Annotated in this window: 12 protein-coding genes; 2 read left to right on the plus strand and 10 right to left on the minus strand. The window is 64.2% G+C overall.

All coding sequences use genetic code 11. The features are described from left to right. From C0606_07490 to C0606_07505, 4 genes are all read right to left on the minus strand, one after another. On the minus strand, positions 1-1,116 hold the full coding sequence (locus tag C0606_07490; GenBank protein ID PLX38072.1) for a microcin ABC transporter permease: 1,116 nt from the start codon (positions 1,114-1,116) through the stop codon (positions 1-3). 51 nt (positions 1,117-1,167) lie between these two features. After that, positions 1,168-3,033 (minus strand): hypothetical protein, encoded by a 1,866-nt coding sequence (locus tag C0606_07495; GenBank protein ID PLX38740.1) that lies wholly within the window; start codon positions 3,031-3,033, stop codon positions 1,168-1,170. Between the two features lie 29 nt (positions 3,034-3,062). Then, a complete protein-coding gene (locus tag C0606_07500) occupies positions 3,063-4,904 on the minus strand; it encodes a hypothetical protein (GenBank protein ID PLX38741.1) in 1,842 nt (613 codons plus the stop codon). Positions 4,905-5,127: 223 nt separating this feature from the next. After that, positions 5,128-5,859, minus strand: coding sequence for a cytochrome c family protein (locus C0606_07505; protein ID PLX38073.1), 732 nt, complete (start codon positions 5,857-5,859; stop codon positions 5,128-5,130). A 196-nt stretch (positions 5,860-6,055) separates the two neighbouring features. On the opposite strand from C0606_07505, the gene C0606_07510 reads away from it, so the two are divergent. Continuing rightward, positions 6,056-6,793 (plus strand): 3-deoxy-manno-octulosonate cytidylyltransferase, encoded by a 738-nt coding sequence (locus C0606_07510; protein ID PLX38074.1) that lies wholly within the window; start codon positions 6,056-6,058, stop codon positions 6,791-6,793. A 141-nt stretch (positions 6,794-6,934) separates the two neighbouring features. After that, positions 6,935-7,789: a prephenate dehydratase gene (locus tag C0606_07515; GenBank protein ID PLX38742.1), complete on the plus strand. Its 855-nt coding sequence runs from the start codon at positions 6,935-6,937 to the stop codon at positions 7,787-7,789. A gap of 174 nt (positions 7,790-7,963) precedes the next feature. Here C0606_07515 and pnp read toward each other — a convergent pair whose 3' ends face one another. The 6 genes from pnp to C0606_07545 all read right to left on the minus strand — a co-directional run bounded on the left by pnp (position 7,964) and on the right by C0606_07545 (position 15,731). Then, positions 7,964-10,087 carry a polyribonucleotide nucleotidyltransferase gene (gene pnp / locus C0606_07520; GenBank protein PLX38075.1) on the minus strand — a complete coding sequence of 708 codons (2,124 nt, stop codon included), beginning with the start codon at positions 10,085-10,087 and terminating at the stop codon, positions 7,964-7,966. A gap of 389 nt (positions 10,088-10,476) precedes the next feature. Beyond that, the gene (locus C0606_07525; GenBank protein PLX38076.1) at positions 10,477-10,746 is read right to left on the minus strand and encodes a 30S ribosomal protein S15; all 270 of its coding nucleotides are present in this window, start codon (positions 10,744-10,746) and stop codon (positions 10,477-10,479) included. A gap of 2 nt (positions 10,747-10,748) precedes the next feature. After that, a complete protein-coding gene (locus C0606_07530) occupies positions 10,749-11,723 on the minus strand; it encodes a tRNA pseudouridine(55) synthase TruB (GenBank protein PLX38077.1) in 975 nt (324 codons plus the stop codon). Between the two features lie 139 nt (positions 11,724-11,862). After that, a complete protein-coding gene (locus C0606_07535; protein ID PLX38078.1) occupies positions 11,863-12,267 on the minus strand; it encodes a 30S ribosome-binding factor RbfA in 405 nt (134 codons plus the stop codon). A 210-nt stretch (positions 12,268-12,477) separates the two neighbouring features. After that, positions 12,478-15,075 carry a translation initiation factor IF-2 gene (locus C0606_07540; protein ID PLX38079.1) on the minus strand — a complete coding sequence of 866 codons (2,598 nt, stop codon included), beginning with the start codon at positions 15,073-15,075 and terminating at the stop codon, positions 12,478-12,480. Next, a complete protein-coding gene (locus tag C0606_07545) occupies positions 15,072-15,731 on the minus strand; it encodes a DNA-binding protein (protein PLX38080.1) in 660 nt (219 codons plus the stop codon). Before C0606_07545 ends, C0606_07540 begins: the two co-directional genes overlap by 4 nt. Positions 15,732-15,784: the final 53 nt, after the last annotated feature.

Consider the following 15,784-nt stretch of genomic DNA (forward strand, 5'->3'; position numbering starts at 1 on the left):
TCAGACCTCCCGGCTCTCGAAGTCGATGCGCGGATCGATCTGGGTGTAGATCAGATCGGTGACGAGGTTCACCACCAGCCCCATCAGCGAGAAGATGTAGAGGGTGGCGAAGACGACCGGGTAGTCGCGGTTGATGACCGACTCGAACGACAACAGGCCAAGCCCGTCGAGCGAGAAGATCTGCTCGATCAGCAGTGAGCCGGTGAAGAACGCGCTGATGAAGGCGCCGGGGAAGCCGGCGATGACGATCAGCATGGCGTTGCGGAAGACGTGGCCGTAGAGCACCTGGCGCTCGGTCAGGCCCTTGGCGCGGGCCGTCACGACGTATTGCTTGCGGATCTCGTCGAGGAACGAGTTCTTGGTCAGAAGCGTCGTCGTGGCAAAGGCCGACAGCGCCATTGCCGTCAGTGGCAGTACCAGATGCCAGAAATAGTCGATGATGCGGGCCGGCCAGGAAAGCTGCTCCCAGTTTTCCGAGGTCAGGCCGCGCAAGGGGAACCAGTCGAGGAAGGACCCGCCGGCGAACAGCACGATCAACAGAACGGCGAAGAGGAAGCCGGGGATCGCGTAGCCGACGATCACCACCGCGCTCGTCCAGATATCGAAACGGGTGCCATCGCGCACCGCCTTGGCGATGCCGAGCGGGATCGATATCGCGTAGGACAGAAGCGTCATCCACAGCCCGAGCGAGACCGAGACCGGCATCTTCTCGACGATCAGATCGATGACCGAAATATCGCGGAAATAGCTCTCGCCGAAATCGAAGCGGATGTAGTTCCACAGCATCAGCCCGAACCGCTCATACGCCGGCTTGTCGAAGCCGAACTGCTTTTCGAGCTCGGCGATGAATTCGGGATCGAGGCCCTGGGCGCCACGGTATTTCGAGCTCGCGCCCTCGCCGCCCGGCGTCTGTGCGCCCTGCTGGCCGCCGGCGAAATCGCCGCCCGCGCCACCGCCGAAACGGGCCGTGGCCGATACGTCGGTGCCGGAAAGCTGGGCGATCACCCGCTCGACCGGACCGCCCGGCGCGAATTGCACGACGAGGAAACTGACGGCCATGATGCCGATGATGGTCGGGATCATCAAAAGGAGGCGTCGAAGAATATAGGCGCCCATGTGTCCTGCCCGTTCCTTTCCGTCGATCCCGCCCGCTTTTCTCTGGCCGGACTATGCGTCCGAATCGAGGCGCTCGGCCTTTTGTTTGTCGTACCACCAGGTGGTCTCGACCGGGAAGTCGTAGCGCGGCTTTTTGTCCGGCCAGCCGAAACGATCCCACAGCGCCACCGTGTGCACCGGCTTGTACCATTGCGGAACCCAGTAGCGGCCGGCGCGCAGCACCCGGTCGAGCGCGCGCGCAGCCGTGGTGAGTTCCTCGCGGGTCGGCGCGTTGACGATGATGTCGATGAGCGCGTCGACGACCGGGTCGGCGATGCCCGAGAGATTGTCGGAACCCGGCGCATCGGCGGCCGCCGAGCCCCAGAAGCGGCGAATGCCCTCGCCCGGCGTCGCGTTCATGGTGTAGCGCCGCGTGGTGACGTCGAAATCGTAGTCCTTCAGCCGAAGCTGGTACTGCGCGGGATCGACCAGACGGAAGCTCGCCTCGATGCCGAGCCGCTTCAGATTGCCGATATAGGGCAGCACGATGCGCTCAAAGAGCGGCGAATCCTCGAGGAACTCGATGGTGAGCGGGGTGCCATCGGAGCGCCGCATGACCCCGCCCTCAAGGCTGTAGCCAGCCTCGCGCAGCAGCCCGGCGGCGTGGCGCAGTATCGCCCGGTCGCGGCCGCTGCCGTCCGACGTCGGCGGCGAAAACGGTTCGCGGAACACCTCGTCGGGCACTTTCCCCTCGAAGCGTTCGAGCAGCGCCAGCTCGCCGGCGCCCGGCAGGTCGCTCGCCATCATGTCGGAGTTCTGGAAGAAGGAGTGAGTGCGGGTGTAGAGGCCATAGAACAAATTGGTGTTCGACCACTCGAAGTCGAAGGCGTAGATCAACGCCTCGCGCACACGCGGATCGGCGAGATGCGGGCGCCGCGTGTTGAGGAAAAAGCCCTGCGCGCCGGAGGGGCGGTCGTCGGGGAAGGTCTCGCGAATGATGCGCTTGTCGGCGACGGCGGGAAAATCGTAGCCGGTCGCCCATTTCTTCGACGAGAATTCCTCGCGGAAATCGAGCCGGCCCTTCTTGAAGCCCTCGAAGGCGACATCGCTGTCGCGATAGAAATCGATGCGGATGACATCGAAATTATGGTGGCCGACGATGGTCGGCAGATCCTTGCCCCAATAGTCGGGATCGCGGGCGTATTCGACGAAATCGCCGACATCGAAACGGCCGATGCGGTAGGGGCCCGAGCCGAGCGGGCGTTCAAGCGTCGAGGCGGAAAAATCGTTGGCCTCGTAGTAGGCCTTCGAGAACACCGGCAGTTGCGCGACGACGAGCGGCAGGTCGCGGCTGCGGCTCTCGGCGAAGGTCAGCGTGACATCGTGCGGCCCGTCGGCCTCGGCGTTTTCGAGCGCGAGGATCGTCTGGGCGATGTTCGGATGGCCCTTTTCCTTCAACAGCTTCAGCGAGAAGGCGACATCGTCGGCCGTCACCGGCGTGCCGTCATGAAAGCGGGCTTCCTCGCGCAGATGAAAGGTGTAGCGGCTACCGTCGTCAGAGGCCGTCACTGAATGAGCAAGCAGGCCGTAGATCGCGTCGGGCTCGTCGAGGGCGCGCACCATCAGGCTGTCGAACAACAGCTCGAGGCGCGGCGGGGCATCGCCCTTCAGCACGAAGCCGTTCAGCGTGTTGAAGGTGAGCGCGTTCTGATTATAGGCCCAGCTCGGCGCGGTCCAAACGAGCCTGCCGCCCTTCGGGGCCTCGGGGTTCACATAGGCGAAATGGGCGAAGTCGGGCGGATAGGCGAGATCGCCGAACACCGAAAGGCCGTGGCGCGCACCGCCTTCAGACGCTCGTGCCGCCGGCGCGCGCCAGGGCACGAGGGCTGCGGCAGCCGACGCCGCTGTCAGTTCGAGCACCTGACGCCTGTTCGGCATCCACGGCGTGTTCGCCGCATCCGCTCCGCTCATTTTGCGGCTTCCGTCCTGGCCGCCTTCTCCGCGTCCCACCACCATATGTCGGGGAAGGCATGGGAGAATTCGAGTGTCACATCGGGCCGGGAGAAGCGGTCCCAGCGGGCCGTGCGGTCGATGTTCAGATACCATTGCGGGATGACGAAATTGTTCCACAACAACACCCGGTCGAGCGCCTTGACGGCGGCGACGAGATCCTCACGACCGTTCGCAAAGATGATCTTCTCGATCAGCGCATCGACGGCAGGATCCTTGATGCCGGCGAAATTGCGCGAGGCGGAGTTGTCGGCGGCCTTGGACCCCCAGAAGCTGCGCTGCTCGTTGCCCGGCGACAGGGATTCGCCCCAGGAGAAGGTGATCATGTCGTAGTCGAAGCTGCGCAGCCGGTTGAGATATTGCGAGGTGTCGACGACACGGATCGACAATTCGATGCCGATCTTCTTCAGGTTCTGCGCATAGGGCAGCACGACGCGCTCGAAATTGGGGTCGACCGAGAGGTATTCGATAGTGAAGGGTTCGCCGGTCTTGGCATTGACCAGGTTGCGGCCATCGAGTTTCCAGCCGGCATCGCGCAACAGGCCGAGCGCCTCACGCAGATTGTTGCGCAGAGCGCCGGTGTCGCCGCCGACCGGGTTGGTGTAGGGCGTGGTGAAGACCTCGTCGGGCACCTTGCCACGCACCTCTTCGAGGATCTCAAGCTCGCGGCCCTCCGGCACGCCGGTGGCGGCAAGGTCGGTGCCGGCGAAGAAGGAATCGACGCGCTTGTACTGGCTGTAGAAGATCGTGCGGTTGATCGACTCGAAATCGAAGGCGAGGTTCAGGGCGCGGCGAACGCGGGGATCGGCGAATTTCTGCCGCCGCAGGTTGACGACGAAAGCCTGCATGATGCCGCGCGCCTTGTCGTCGAAGGTCTCGAGCACGACGCGGCCATCGCGCACGGCGGGGAAGTCGTAGCCGGTTGCCCAGGATTTCGCCGAGTTCTCGTCGCGCCAGTCGAACTGATCGCCCTTGAAAGCCTCGAGCAGCACGTTGGAATCGCGGAAGACCTCGTAGCGCATCTTGTCGAAATTGTCCTGCCCGAGCGCGACCGGCAGATCCTTCGCCCAGTAATCCTCGACCCGCTCGAAGGTCACCGTGCGGCCGGCGTCGAAACTGCCGACCCTGTAGGGGCCCGAACCGAGCGGCGGCTCCAGAATCGTCTTTTCGATCGAGCGCTGCTTGCCGTCCTTGTCGGCGCCTTCCCACCAATGCTGCGGCAGTACGGTCAGTTCGCCGACGATATGCGGCAGCTCGCGGTTGCCGGCCTGGTCGAAAGTGAAGGTAACTTCGCGCTCACCCGTCACTTCGGCCTTGGCGACGTGGCTGTAATAGAAGCGGATATTGGGGTTGAGCTCGACCTGCTTTTCGAAGCTCCAGACCACATCTTGCGGCGTGATCGGCGTGCCGTCGTGCCATTTCGCCTCGGCCCGCAGCCGGAACTTCGCCCAGGAGAAATCGTCCGGATACTGGATCGCCTCGGCGATGAGGCCGTACATGGCGGAGATGTCGGCTTCGTCATAGGCCCGCTTCATCAGCGTCTCGAAGACGTGACCGAGACCCGGCGCGCTGTCGCCCTTGGGCAGGATCGGATTGAAGCTGTCGAAGGCGCCGGTGGTCGACAGGCGAACCTCGCCACCCTTCGGCGCCTGCGGATTGACATAGCGGAAATGTGGGAAGTCCGCTGCGAGAGCCGGTTCGCCGACCAGCGAGGTGGCGTGCCGCCATTGCGGTTCGGCGGCAGCAGACGGCAGGGCGAGCAGGGCGAGAAAAATGGCCGACAGCAGGGACAGTCTCATGACACCTCGTTGGTACACCATGGTCACTTCCACCATTCTAGGCAGCGATTGCGGCGAGCAACACCGTTTCGGCGAAATCTGACGAAAATTTAATCTCGGTGGACAGCTGCGCATTTCAAGCCACCGACCACGAAAAAGGCCGGGCACAAAAAAGGCCGGGCTTTTGGGCCCGGCCAATTCGTCGCGCGATCGCAGAGGCTGCGTGCGCGGTTTGCTTCGCAGCCTATTGAGCCGGCGCGGTGACCGCTGCCGGCGGCTCGCTCGGCAGATCGGTTGCCGGTGCGGTCGTCTCGGCCGGAGCGGCTTCCGCGGGTGCTTCTGCCGGGGCTTCCGCGGCAGGTGCAGCCTCAGCCGGTGCAGCTTCTGCCGGGGCTTCAGCAGCAGGAGCAGCTTCAGCCGGGGCCTCGGCGCTCGGCAGCGGCGCCGGCGAGTCGGCCATGGTGCGCAGGAAGCCGATCACGTTGGCCCGGTCGGTGTCCTTCTTGAAGCCGGCGAAGGACATCTTGTTGCCCGGCACGGCTTCCTTCGGATTCGTCAGGTACGTGTTCAGCGTCTCGTAATCCCAAGTCGCGCTCTGGCCGAATTCAGCCATCGCCGCCGAATAGGAGAAATCTGCGTGGGTGCCCGGCGTACGGCCGACGATCTCGTACAGATTCGGGCCGACGCGGTTCGGACCGCCCTTTTCCCAGGTGTGACAGGCCTTGCACTTGCTCATCTGCTTCTCGCCGGCCGCAAGATCGGCGTTGGCGAGCAGAGTGGCAAACGGCACGGCTTCTTCGGCCGGCTTCTCTTCTTCGGCTGCGGCCGTCTCTTCACCGGCCACCTCGATCACGAAGCCCGGCTTTTCCGGCATCTCGTGATGGAAGATGAAATCGGCGACATAGCCGAGGCCGAGAACGCCAAGCACGGTGCCGAGGATCGCGCCGGCGAATTTGTTGATTTCGAAAAAGTCCATTCTTCTGGCTCCAGTCCGCCCTTGTGACCCGGGGACATGCTCCCCCCAAGGCGGCATATCCGGTCAAAACCGGGCCGAAACTACAGGGTTTGCCGGAGCCATGTCCATAGTGTAAACGGCGTCATGGGTCGTTTCGTCCCGGTTTTTCGCTGTCTCGTCGGGGCTCAACCCCGGCTTTCATCAAAAGGATCTTGCCATGACCGGCCACGCCCTGGTCCTCGTTCCCGCGCGCATGTCGTCGACGCGGCTGCCGGGCAAACCGCTTGCCGATATCGCCGGCGAGCCGATGATCGTTCATGTCTGGCGGCGCGCCAGCGAGGCGCAAATCGGTCCGGTGCTGGTGGCCTGTGATGATCAGCGCATCGTCGATGTGGTCGAGGCCGCCGGCGGCAAGGCGATCCTGACCCGCGACGATCACGAGTCCGGCTCCGACCGCATCTTCGAGGCCGTGGAACATTTCGACCCCGAGGGCCGCTACGACATGGTGGTCAATGTGCAGGGCGATCTGCCGACCATCGACCCGGACGAGATCCGCGCCTGCTTCGCGCCGCTGGAGGATCCGGCGGTCGATATCTCGACGCTCGCCGCGCTCATCACCGACGAGGAAGAGGTGACGGATCCGCATGTGGTTAAGGTGATCGGCACGCCGGTCGGACCGAACCATTTGCGCGCGCTGTATTTCACCCGCGCCACCGCGCCCTACGGCGAGGGGCCGCTCTATCATCATATCGGCCTCTATGCCTATCGCCGCGAGGCGCTGAAGCGCTTTGTCTCGCTGCCGCCGAGCACGCTCGAAAAACGCGAAAAGCTCGAACAGCTCCGGGCGCTCGAAGCCGGCATGCGGATCGATGCGGCCATTGTCGATATCATCCCGCTCGGGGTCGACACGCCGGCCGATCTGGAAAAGGCCCGCCGGAAGATGGCGCGCGGCTAACCGTCGTTTCGCCAATCGGTTCCATTTCGGCGGAAAACCTTTGTCCCGACAGCGGCAAAGGAGTATGAGTGCCGGGCCGCGCGGCAGCCAAGCCGCGCGTTGTGCTGTTAATAAGGAGGTGCGACCGCCGTGAACACGCAGATCGCCGAACACAATAACCGCATCGCTTTTCAGGGCGAGCTTGGCGCGTTTTCCCATCAGGCCTGTCAGGAAGTGTTTCCCGACATGGAGCCGATGCCGTGTTCGACGTTTGAAGACGCGTTTCAGGCGGTCAAGAGCGGTGCCGCGCACCTCGCCATGATCCCGGTCGAGAATTCGCTCTATGGCCGGGTGGCCGACGTCCACCATCTGATGCCGGAGTCCGGGCTCTACATCATCGGCGAACATTTCCTGCGCATCCGCCTGCAGCTGATGGCGCCGGCAGGCGCGACGCTCGAAGGGCTCGCTGCCGTCCACAGCCATACGGTGGCGCTGGGCCAGATCCGCAAATTCGTCGCCAAGCACGGGCTGAAGACCGCGGCCGAAGCCGATACCGCCGGCTCCGCCGCCCATGTCGCCGAGCTCTGCGATCCGAGCCATGCCGCGGTCGCCTCGACGCTTGCCGCGGAGACCTACGGGCTTGAGATTCTTGCCCAGGACATCGAGGACGCGGAACACAACACGACCCGCTTCCTCGTCCTGTCGCGCCAGAAGATCGAGGCCGACCGGCTCGCCGGCCAGTCGATCACCTCGTTCGTGTTCCGCGTGCGCAACGTGCCGGCCGCGCTCTACAAGGCGATGGGCGGTTTCGCCACCAACGGCGTCAACATGGTCAAGCTGGAAAGCTACATGATCAACGGCTCGTTCACCGCGACACAGTTCTTCGCCGATATCGAGGGCCACCCGGACGACCGCAGCGTGGCGCTGGCGCTCGAGGAACTGCAGTTCTTCTGCAGCCACATGAAGATCCTCGGCGTCTATCCGATGGCGCCTGCCCGGCGGATGGAACGGGATTAGAGCGTATTCCCGAAAAGTGGGAACCGGTTTTCGGACAAGAATACGCGTGAAAATACATGGATAGAGCATTTCCGCCTGCGGACCAGCGTTCGCCGCAAAGCGACAAAAACAAAAAGGCCGGAGCATCGCTGCTCCGGCCTTTGTTTTTGAAACCGGGTTTCCGGCGGGGCGCGATTACTCGTCGCCGCCGTCCTGAATCTCTTCGCCGCTTTCCTGATCGACGACCTTCATCGACAGGCGAACCTTGCCGCGATCGTCGAAGCCGAGCAGCTTGACCCAGACCTTGTCGCCTTCCTTGACGATGTCGGTGGTCTTGCCGACGCGCTGCGGGGCGAGCTGGGAGATGTGGACGAGGCCGTCGCGGGCGCCGAAGAAGTTGACGAAGGCGCCGAAATCGACGGTCTTCACAACGGTGCCCTGATAGACGTGGCCGACTTCCGGCTCATCGGTGATCGACTTGATCCAGTTCAGCGCGGCGGTGATCGCCTTGCCGTCGGAGGAAGCGATCTTGACGGTGCCGTCGTCCTCGACGTTGATCTTGGCGCCGGTCTTTTCGACGATCTCGCGGATCACCTTGCCGCCGGTGCCGATAACGTCGCGGATCTTGTCGACCGGGATCTTCAGCACTTCGATGCGCGGGGCATGCTCGCCGAGTTCCGGACGGGCATGGTCAAGGGCCTTGGCCATCTCGCCGAGGATGTGCATGCGGCCGCCCTTGGCCTGGTCGAGGGCGATCTTCATGATGTCTTCGGTGATGCCGTTGATCTTGATGTCCATCTGCAGCGAGGTGACGCCTTCGGCGGTACCGGCCACCTTGAAGTCCATATCGCCGAGGTGATCTTCGTCACCGAGAATGTCGGAGAGAACCGCGAAGCGGTCGCCTTCCTTGATCAGGCCCATGGCGATACCGGCAACCGGCGCCTTGAGCGGCACGCCGGCATCCATCAGCGCCAGCGAGGAACCGCAAACGGTCGCCATCGACGAGGAGCCGTTCGACTCGGTGATCTCGGAAACGAGACGGATCGTGTACGGGAACTCGTGCTTCTGCGGCAGGATCGGACGGACGGCGCGCCAGGCGAGCTTGCCATGGCCGACTTCGCGGCGGCCGGGCGAACCAATGCGGCCGGTCTCACCGACCGAGAACGGCGGGAAGTTGTAGTGCAGCAGGAAGTTTTCCTTGTAGGTGCCTTCCAGCGCATCGATGAACTGCTCGTCCTCGCCGGTGCCGAGCGTGGCAACGACCAGCGCCTGGGTTTCGCCGCGGGTGAACAGGGCCGAACCGTGGGTGCGCGGCAGAATGCCGACTTCGGAAACGATCGGGCGCACGGTCTTGAGATCGCGGCCGTCGATGCGGTCGCCGTTGTCGAGAATGAGACCGCGGACGATCTCCTTCTCGAGCTTCTTGAACATCTCGCCGACCAGTTCCTTGGGCGGGTTGTTCTCGCCGCCTTCCGGCATCATCGCTTCCATGACCTTGGCCTTGGCAGCGCTGACCTTGGTGTGGCGCTCGACCTTGTCGGCGATCAGGTAGGCAGCGGTCAGATCCTCACCGCCGACTTCCTTGACCTTGGCGAACAGGGCGCTGTTGTCGACGACAACCAGCTCACGCGGCTCCCGGGCGGCCTTCTCGGCCAGCTTGATGATGGCGTCGATGACCGGCTGGAAATGCGTGTGACCGAACATGACGGCCGAGAGCATGATGTCTTCGGCCAGCTCCTGGGCTTCCGATTCAACCATCAGCACGGCATCGCCGGTGCCCGCGACGATGAGGTCGAGGGTGGTTTCGGAATTCTCGTCGAGCTGCGGGTTGAGCACGAACTCGTCGTTGATGCGGCCAACGCGGGCGGCACCGACCGGACCCATGAACGGGACGCCGGAGATGGTCAGCGCGGCAGACGCGGCAACCATGGCGACGATATCCGGGTCGTTCTCCATGTCGTGGCTGAGCACGGTGGTGATGACCTGGGTCTCGCACTTGTAGCCGTCGGCGAAGAGCGGGCGGATCGGGCGGTCGATGAGACGGGAAACCAGGGTTTCCTTCTCGGTCGGACGTCCCTCACGCTTGAAGAAACCGCCGGGGATCTTGCCCGCGGCGTAGGTCTTTTCCTGGTAGTGGACAGTCAGCGGAAAGAAATCGATGCCGGAGCGCGGCTCCTTCTCGGAGACGACGGTGGCCAGCACCGTGGTCTCGCCGTAGGTGACCATGACGGCACCATCGGCCTGGCGCGCGACGCGGCCCGTTTCCATGACGAGCGGGCGGCCGCCCCATTCGATTTCTTCGCGGTGGATCGTAAACATATTCGTCCTTTCGTGACGTTCGTCCCGGACGGATCGCCGCGCTGCCCCCTTTGGGCGTTTCGCCGGCAAACTTGCCATCCGGAATCAGGTTCGGTGCCCGCAACGCCCCACCGCCTTGCGACGGGGCCGGACACCGGGATCATTCGACGAACCACGGGCAAGACGGCGAGACTGTCTCAAACCGCGCCAGATGCGCTGCAAGACATGTCCGGCGATCCTGCCTCATGGCTCCCCATGCGGTCGTTCACGCAGCGGCGGCACTGACGGTGCGCGGCACCGAACCACCCCTTCTTACTTGCGGTGTCCGGCGGGGAACCGCGCCCCGCTGGAACCGCATGTGGCGCAACGGAAATGGTCCCGGTGCGCGCTGTCTTCAAGCCGCGGTAAAATTAGCGGCGCAGGCCAAGGCGCTTGATCAGGTCCTGATAGCGCGTGTTGTCGGTGGCCTTGAGGTAGTCGAGCAGCCGGCGGCGCTGGCTGACGAGCTTGAGCAAACCACGCCGGGAGTGGTTGTCCTTGGTGTGGGTCTTGAAGTGCTCGGTCAGGTTGGTGATACGCTCCGAAAGGATCGCGACCTGAACCTCGGGGGAACCGGTATCGCCTTCCTTGGTGGCGTATTCGGAAACAAGCGCCTGCTTGCGCTCGGCAGTAATCGACATCGTCAATCCTCTTCTTTTTCTGCGCCGTCGGCCAGTTCATGATTTTGACCGGTCGGCAGATTAAACACGCGCCTGGGAAGGAGTTCACCGCGTTCATAGTCGGCCAGAGCCACTATCTGGCCGGCCTCGGTGACATAAACTGTCCCATGAAACACGGGTGCATCCCGTCCAAGCACCAAAACGCCCTGCCCCTTTCGGAGCCTGGCGGCATCCGCTCGGTTTACGGCCAGCGCCGGGATGTCGGCCAGCGCGGTCTCTACCGGACGGAGAACGGAGGCGAGCCTTGGCTCGCCGGCGGCACTATGGCTCAAAGCCTGTAGCTTTTCCAGCGAAATCATATCGTCTTCGCCGAACGGTCCGACCGCGGTGCGGCGCAGATCGGTGACATGGCCGCGGGTGCCGAGCCGGCGGCCGATATCGCGGGCGAGCGCCCGCACATAGGTGCCCTTGCCGCACTCGGCCTCAAAGATCGCGTGATCGTCGTCCGGGCAGCGGACGAGGGTGAGGCGGTGCACGGCGATCGGGCGGGCGGCGAGTTCGAAGTCTTCGCCGTCGCGAGCGAGATCATAGGCGCGCTCGCCATCGACCTTGATGGCGGAAAAGGCCGGCGGCACCTGCATGATGGTTCCGGTGAACTCGCCGAGCACGGCGCCGATCGCATCCGGCGTCGGGCGCACATCGCTCGTCGCGACGACCTCGCCCTCGAGATCGTCGGTCGCGGTCTCGATGCCCCATCCGACGGTGAAGCGGTAGACCTTGTGGCCATCCATGACGAAGGGCACGGTCTTGGTCGCCTCGCCGAAGGCAAGCGGCAACAGGCCGGTCGCCAGCGGATCGAGGGTGCCCGCGTGGCCGGCCTTGGCCGGCCGGTACAGCCGCTTGACCCGGCCGAGCGCCTCGGTCGACGACAGGCCCTTCGGCTTGTCGAGGATCAGCCAGCCGTGAATGTCGTTACGGTTTTTCTTCGAACGCGCCATGGAGCCGGGAAATAATCGAGGGTGTGGGCGAAGGGATCTAAAGCGGGTTGCGTCTTATTTGAAGCAGCAACGCGTATCAGTCCTTTGTTTTTGCGCGTTTTCTTGTCCAAAAAGTCTGTCAACTTTTTGGGAAAGCGCGTCAGTCGTCGCGATCGAGATCGCGGGCGACGTCTGGCGAATGCAGCAGCGTGTCGATGCGACTGTCATCGTCGAAGCGGGTGTCGAGGAAGAAGCGCAGATCGGGCGTGAACTTCTGCGTCATGCGCTTGCCGACAAGACCGCGCAGGAAGCGCGCGTGCTTGTTGAGCGCGGCCGCCACCGCCTCCGCGTCCGTACCGCCGAGCGGCTCGACGTAGCAGCTCGCGTGCTTCAGGTCGGGAGACATGCGCACTTCGGTGACGGTGATCACGTGGCGCTCGATGACGGGATCGATGATCTCGCCGCGCATGAGGATTTCGGCCAGTGCGTGGCGAACCAGTTCACCGACGCGAAGCTGACGCTGGCTCGGACCGTTCGGTGCCTGAGCCCCATGATGGTTTTTCATGGTCGTTCCGTTTCAAATCTGGGGCAAAAATGCCCGCGCAACAGCGGCGCGGCGGGAAAGCCCCGCGCCTGCGCCCGTTCCGTCGCTACTCGTATTACGGCGCACATGCATGGAGCATTTTGGCATTATCGAGTCACCCAAAATGCTCCATGCGTTTATTTTCACGCGATTTCTTATCCGAAAAGTCTGTCAACTTTTCGGGAAAGCGCCCTACAGCGTGCGCTCGATTTCCTCGACGCGATAGCATTCGATCACGTCACCGGCACGCATGTCCTGATAGTTTTCGAAGGCCATACCGCATTCCTGGCCGGAAACGACGCTCTTCACCTCGTCCTTGAAGCGCTTCAGCGTCGACAGCTTGCCTTCGTGGACCACGACGTTGTCGCGGATCAGGCGGACATTGGCGCCACGCTCCACGCTGCCGTCGGTGACGCGGCAACCCGCGACCTTGCCGATCTTGGAGATGTTGAACACCTCGAGGATTTCGGCGTTGCCGAGCATGGTTTCGCGCAGTTCCGGCGACAGCATGCCGGACATCGCCGCCTTCACGTCGTCGACGAGATCATAGATGACGTTGTAGTAGCGGATTTCGACGCCATCGCGCTCGGCAGCCTCGCGCGCCTGCTTGTTGGCGCGGACGTTGAAGCCGATGATGGCCGCGTTCGAGGCCGAGGCCAGCGTGACGTCGGACTCGGTGATGCCGCCGACGGTGCCGAGCAGCACGCGGGCAGCGACTTCGTCGTTGCCGAGCTTTTCGAGCGCGCCGATGATGGCTTCGATCGAACCCTGCACGTCGCCCTTGATGACGAGCGGGAATTCCTTCAGGCCGGACGTCTGAAGCTGCGTCATCATATGCTGCAGCGAGCCGCGCGCGGTCTGCGCCTGGCTGCGCTCGCGGCGCTTGCGCTGGCGGTAGTCGGAAATCTCGCGGGCGCGGGCCTCGTTTTCGACGACGGCGAACTGATCGCCGGCTTCCGGCGTACCCTGCAGGCCGAGGATCTCGACCGGCATCGACGGGCCGGCATCCTTGAGCTGCTCGCCGCGGTCGTTGACGAGGGCGCGCACGCGGCCCCATTCGGCACCGATGACGATGATGTCGCCGACGCGGAGCGTGCCGCGCTGAACCAGCACGGTCGCAACCGGGCCACGGCCCTTGTCGAGCTGCGCCTCGACCACGACGCCATCGGCCTCGCGTTCCGGGTTGGCGGTCAGTTCGAGCACTTCCGACTGCAGCAGGATCGCTTCGAGCAGGCCGTCGAGATTGGTCTGAGCCTTGGCCGAGACCTCGACGTCGAGCACATCGCCGCCCATCGATTCCACGACCACCTCGTGCTGCAGCAGTTCGGTGCGCACGCGGTTCGGATCGGCGGCCGGTTTGTCGATCTTGTTGATCGCCACGATCATCGGCACACCGGCGGCCTTGGCGTGATGGATCGCCTCGATGGTCTGCGGCATGACGCCATCATCGGCGGCAACCACGAGAATGACGAGGTCGGTCACCTGGGCGCCGCGGGCGCGCATGGCGGTGAACGCGGCGTGGCCCGGCGTATCGATGAAGGTGATCTTCTGACCGCCCTGCTCGACCTGATAGGCGCCGATATGCTGGGTGATGCCGCCGGCTTCGCCGGACACCACATTGGCGTGGCGGATGGCATCGAGCAGCGAGGTCTTGCCGTGATCGACGTGACCCATGATGGTCACGACCGGCGGCCGGCCCTTCTTCGTCTCGGGCGCGTCGTCGTCGGTGAACAGGCCTTCCTCGACGTCCGAATCGGCGACGCGCTTGACCGTGTGGCCGAGCTCTTCGGTGATGAGCTGCGCGGTGTCGGCATCGATGATGTCGTTGATCTTCAGCATCTGGCCCTGCTTCATCAGCAGCTTGATGACGTCAACCGAGCGCTCCGCCATACGGTTCGCCAGTTCCTGAATGCTGATGGTTTCCGGGATGATCACCTCGCGCATGACCTTCTCGCGCGGTCCGCTCTGGCGGGCGCGGGCCTTCTCGCGCTCGCGGCGGCGGCGCATGGCGGCAAGGCTGCGGCCGCGCTCGCTGTCTTCCTCGAACGCGGTGGTGATGGTCAGCTTGGTGCGCCGGCGATCGTCGCCGCCACGCTTGGCCGGCTTGGGCTGCTCGGGTACGGCGCGCGGGCGCTTGACTTCCTTGAGCTCGCCAATCGAGGTGGCATCGCCATCGCGGCCCTTGTCCTTGACCTGCTTGCGGACATCGCCGCCCTTGGCCGGTACCGGCTCGCCGGCAACAGGCGGCTGTTCGGCAACAGGCGCGGTCTTGGCGGCTTCCTTGGCTTCGGCCTCTTCGCGGGCGGCGCGCTCGGCCTCTTCGGCGGCGTGGCGGGCGGCTTCCTCGGCTTCGGCCTTCAGACGTTCTTCTTCGCGCGCGGCACGCTCGGCGGCTTCGGCGGCGCGGCGCTTTTCTTCTTCCTCGCGGCGCTTGGCGTCCTCGACCTCGCGCTGGCGGGCCTCGGCGAGCGCGACAGCGCGGGCGCGCGACTCTTCGTCGGTCAGGCTGCGCAGCACGACGCCGGCGCGCGGCTTGGCGGCGGGCTTTTCACGCTGCGGTTCGCGCGGCTTGGGAGCCTCGGCCTTTGCCGGTGCGGGCGCTGCCGGACGTACTTCCGCCTGCTCGCCGGGGGGCGAGATGCGGCGCTTCTTCTTCTCCACGACCACAGCCTTGGATCGGCCGTGCGAGAAGCTCTGCCGAACAGTGCCCTGTTCGGTCCGCTTCAGGCTCAGCGTCTTCTTGCGGTCCACGCTGATCGTCTTGTCGCCGGAGTTGTTCGTGTCGTTCATACTGTTTTCATTTCCCGCGGAGCCGCCGTGCCCCGCCCGTTGTCGTCATTTCGGCCGACGCCTGCCCGGTAACGCCTCAAAAACCGGTCACGCGTCACAAATCCATCGCTCGCACCGCCCGCGAGCAGTGCAGCATGTATCACATTTGCCCGACCAATTGCCAAATCCAATTGCTCGGAACGGTAATTGCGGCTCACGGGAACCGCGTCCGGCTGTCCGAAACGGCGCATCAGCGCCGCCGTCAGCTTTCTCACGCCATCCTCGGACCCGTCCGAGGCATGAATGACGCCGGCAATCGCAGCCGATCCGATCGCCGCTTCGACCTTGCCGAAGCCGGTCAGCACGAGGCCAGCCTTGCGGGCCATCGAAAGGGCGGCGAGCGCATCCTGCTCAAGCAGGGCCTCGACCCTTTCGGCCAGTCCCGGCGCCACCGTCACCTGGGCCTTGAAGCCACGGGCAAACAGGCGCTTCAGCTCAGCCGTCTCGACCGCCTCGCGCGTTGCGGTCACCCACACACCGCGCCCCGGCAGCCGCCGCCTGATATCGGCGACGACGGTCTCGTCGGGCGCGATGACGAACCTGATGAGGTCGTCCACCGGTAGCGTCTCACGGGTGACGATACAGGTTCGCTCACTCGGCTCGGTCTTGCGCGCCATGGCCACTCCCGCCGGACGCAGTCTTAAACCTGCGCCGGCATTTCTTCAAACCG

This window comes from Hyphomicrobiales bacterium (genome assembly GCA_002869065.1).
Classification (GTDB): Bacteria; Pseudomonadota; Alphaproteobacteria; order Rhizobiales; family Rhodobiaceae; genus Rhodobium.

Bases quoted from the DNA above. Each gene is read 5' to 3' on its own strand.
- C0606_07540 (PLX38079.1), bottom strand. From the start codon at position 15,075: ATGAACGACACGAACAACTCCGGCGACAAGACGATCAGCGTGGACCGC.
- C0606_07505 (PLX38073.1), bottom strand. From the start codon at position 5,859: ATGGACTTTTTCGAAATCAACAAATTCGCCGGCGCGATCCTCGGCACC.
- C0606_07545 (PLX38080.1), bottom strand. From the start codon at position 15,731: ATGGCGCGCAAGACCGAGCCGAGTGAGCGAACCTGTATCGTCACCCGT.
- C0606_07500 (PLX38741.1), bottom strand. From the start codon at position 4,904: ATGAGACTGTCCCTGCTGTCGGCCATTTTTCTCGCCCTGCTCGCCCTG.
- C0606_07525 (PLX38076.1), bottom strand. From the start codon at position 10,746: ATGTCGATTACTGCCGAGCGCAAGCAGGCGCTTGTTTCCGAATACGCC.
- C0606_07495 (PLX38740.1), bottom strand. From the start codon at position 3,033: ATGCCGAACAGGCGTCAGGTGCTCGAACTGACAGCGGCGTCGGCTGCC.
- C0606_07510 (PLX38074.1), top strand. From the start codon at position 6,056: ATGACCGGCCACGCCCTGGTCCTCGTTCCCGCGCGCATGTCGTCGACG.
- C0606_07490 (PLX38072.1), bottom strand. From the start codon at position 1,116: ATGGGCGCCTATATTCTTCGACGCCTCCTTTTGATGATCCCGACCATC.
- C0606_07530 (PLX38077.1), bottom strand. From the start codon at position 11,723: ATGGCGCGTTCGAAGAAAAACCGTAACGACATTCACGGCTGGCTGATC.
- C0606_07535 (PLX38078.1), bottom strand. From the start codon at position 12,267: ATGAAAAACCATCATGGGGCTCAGGCACCGAACGGTCCGAGCCAGCGT.
- pnp (PLX38075.1), bottom strand. From the start codon at position 10,087: ATGTTTACGATCCACCGCGAAGAAATCGAATGGGGCGGCCGCCCGCTC.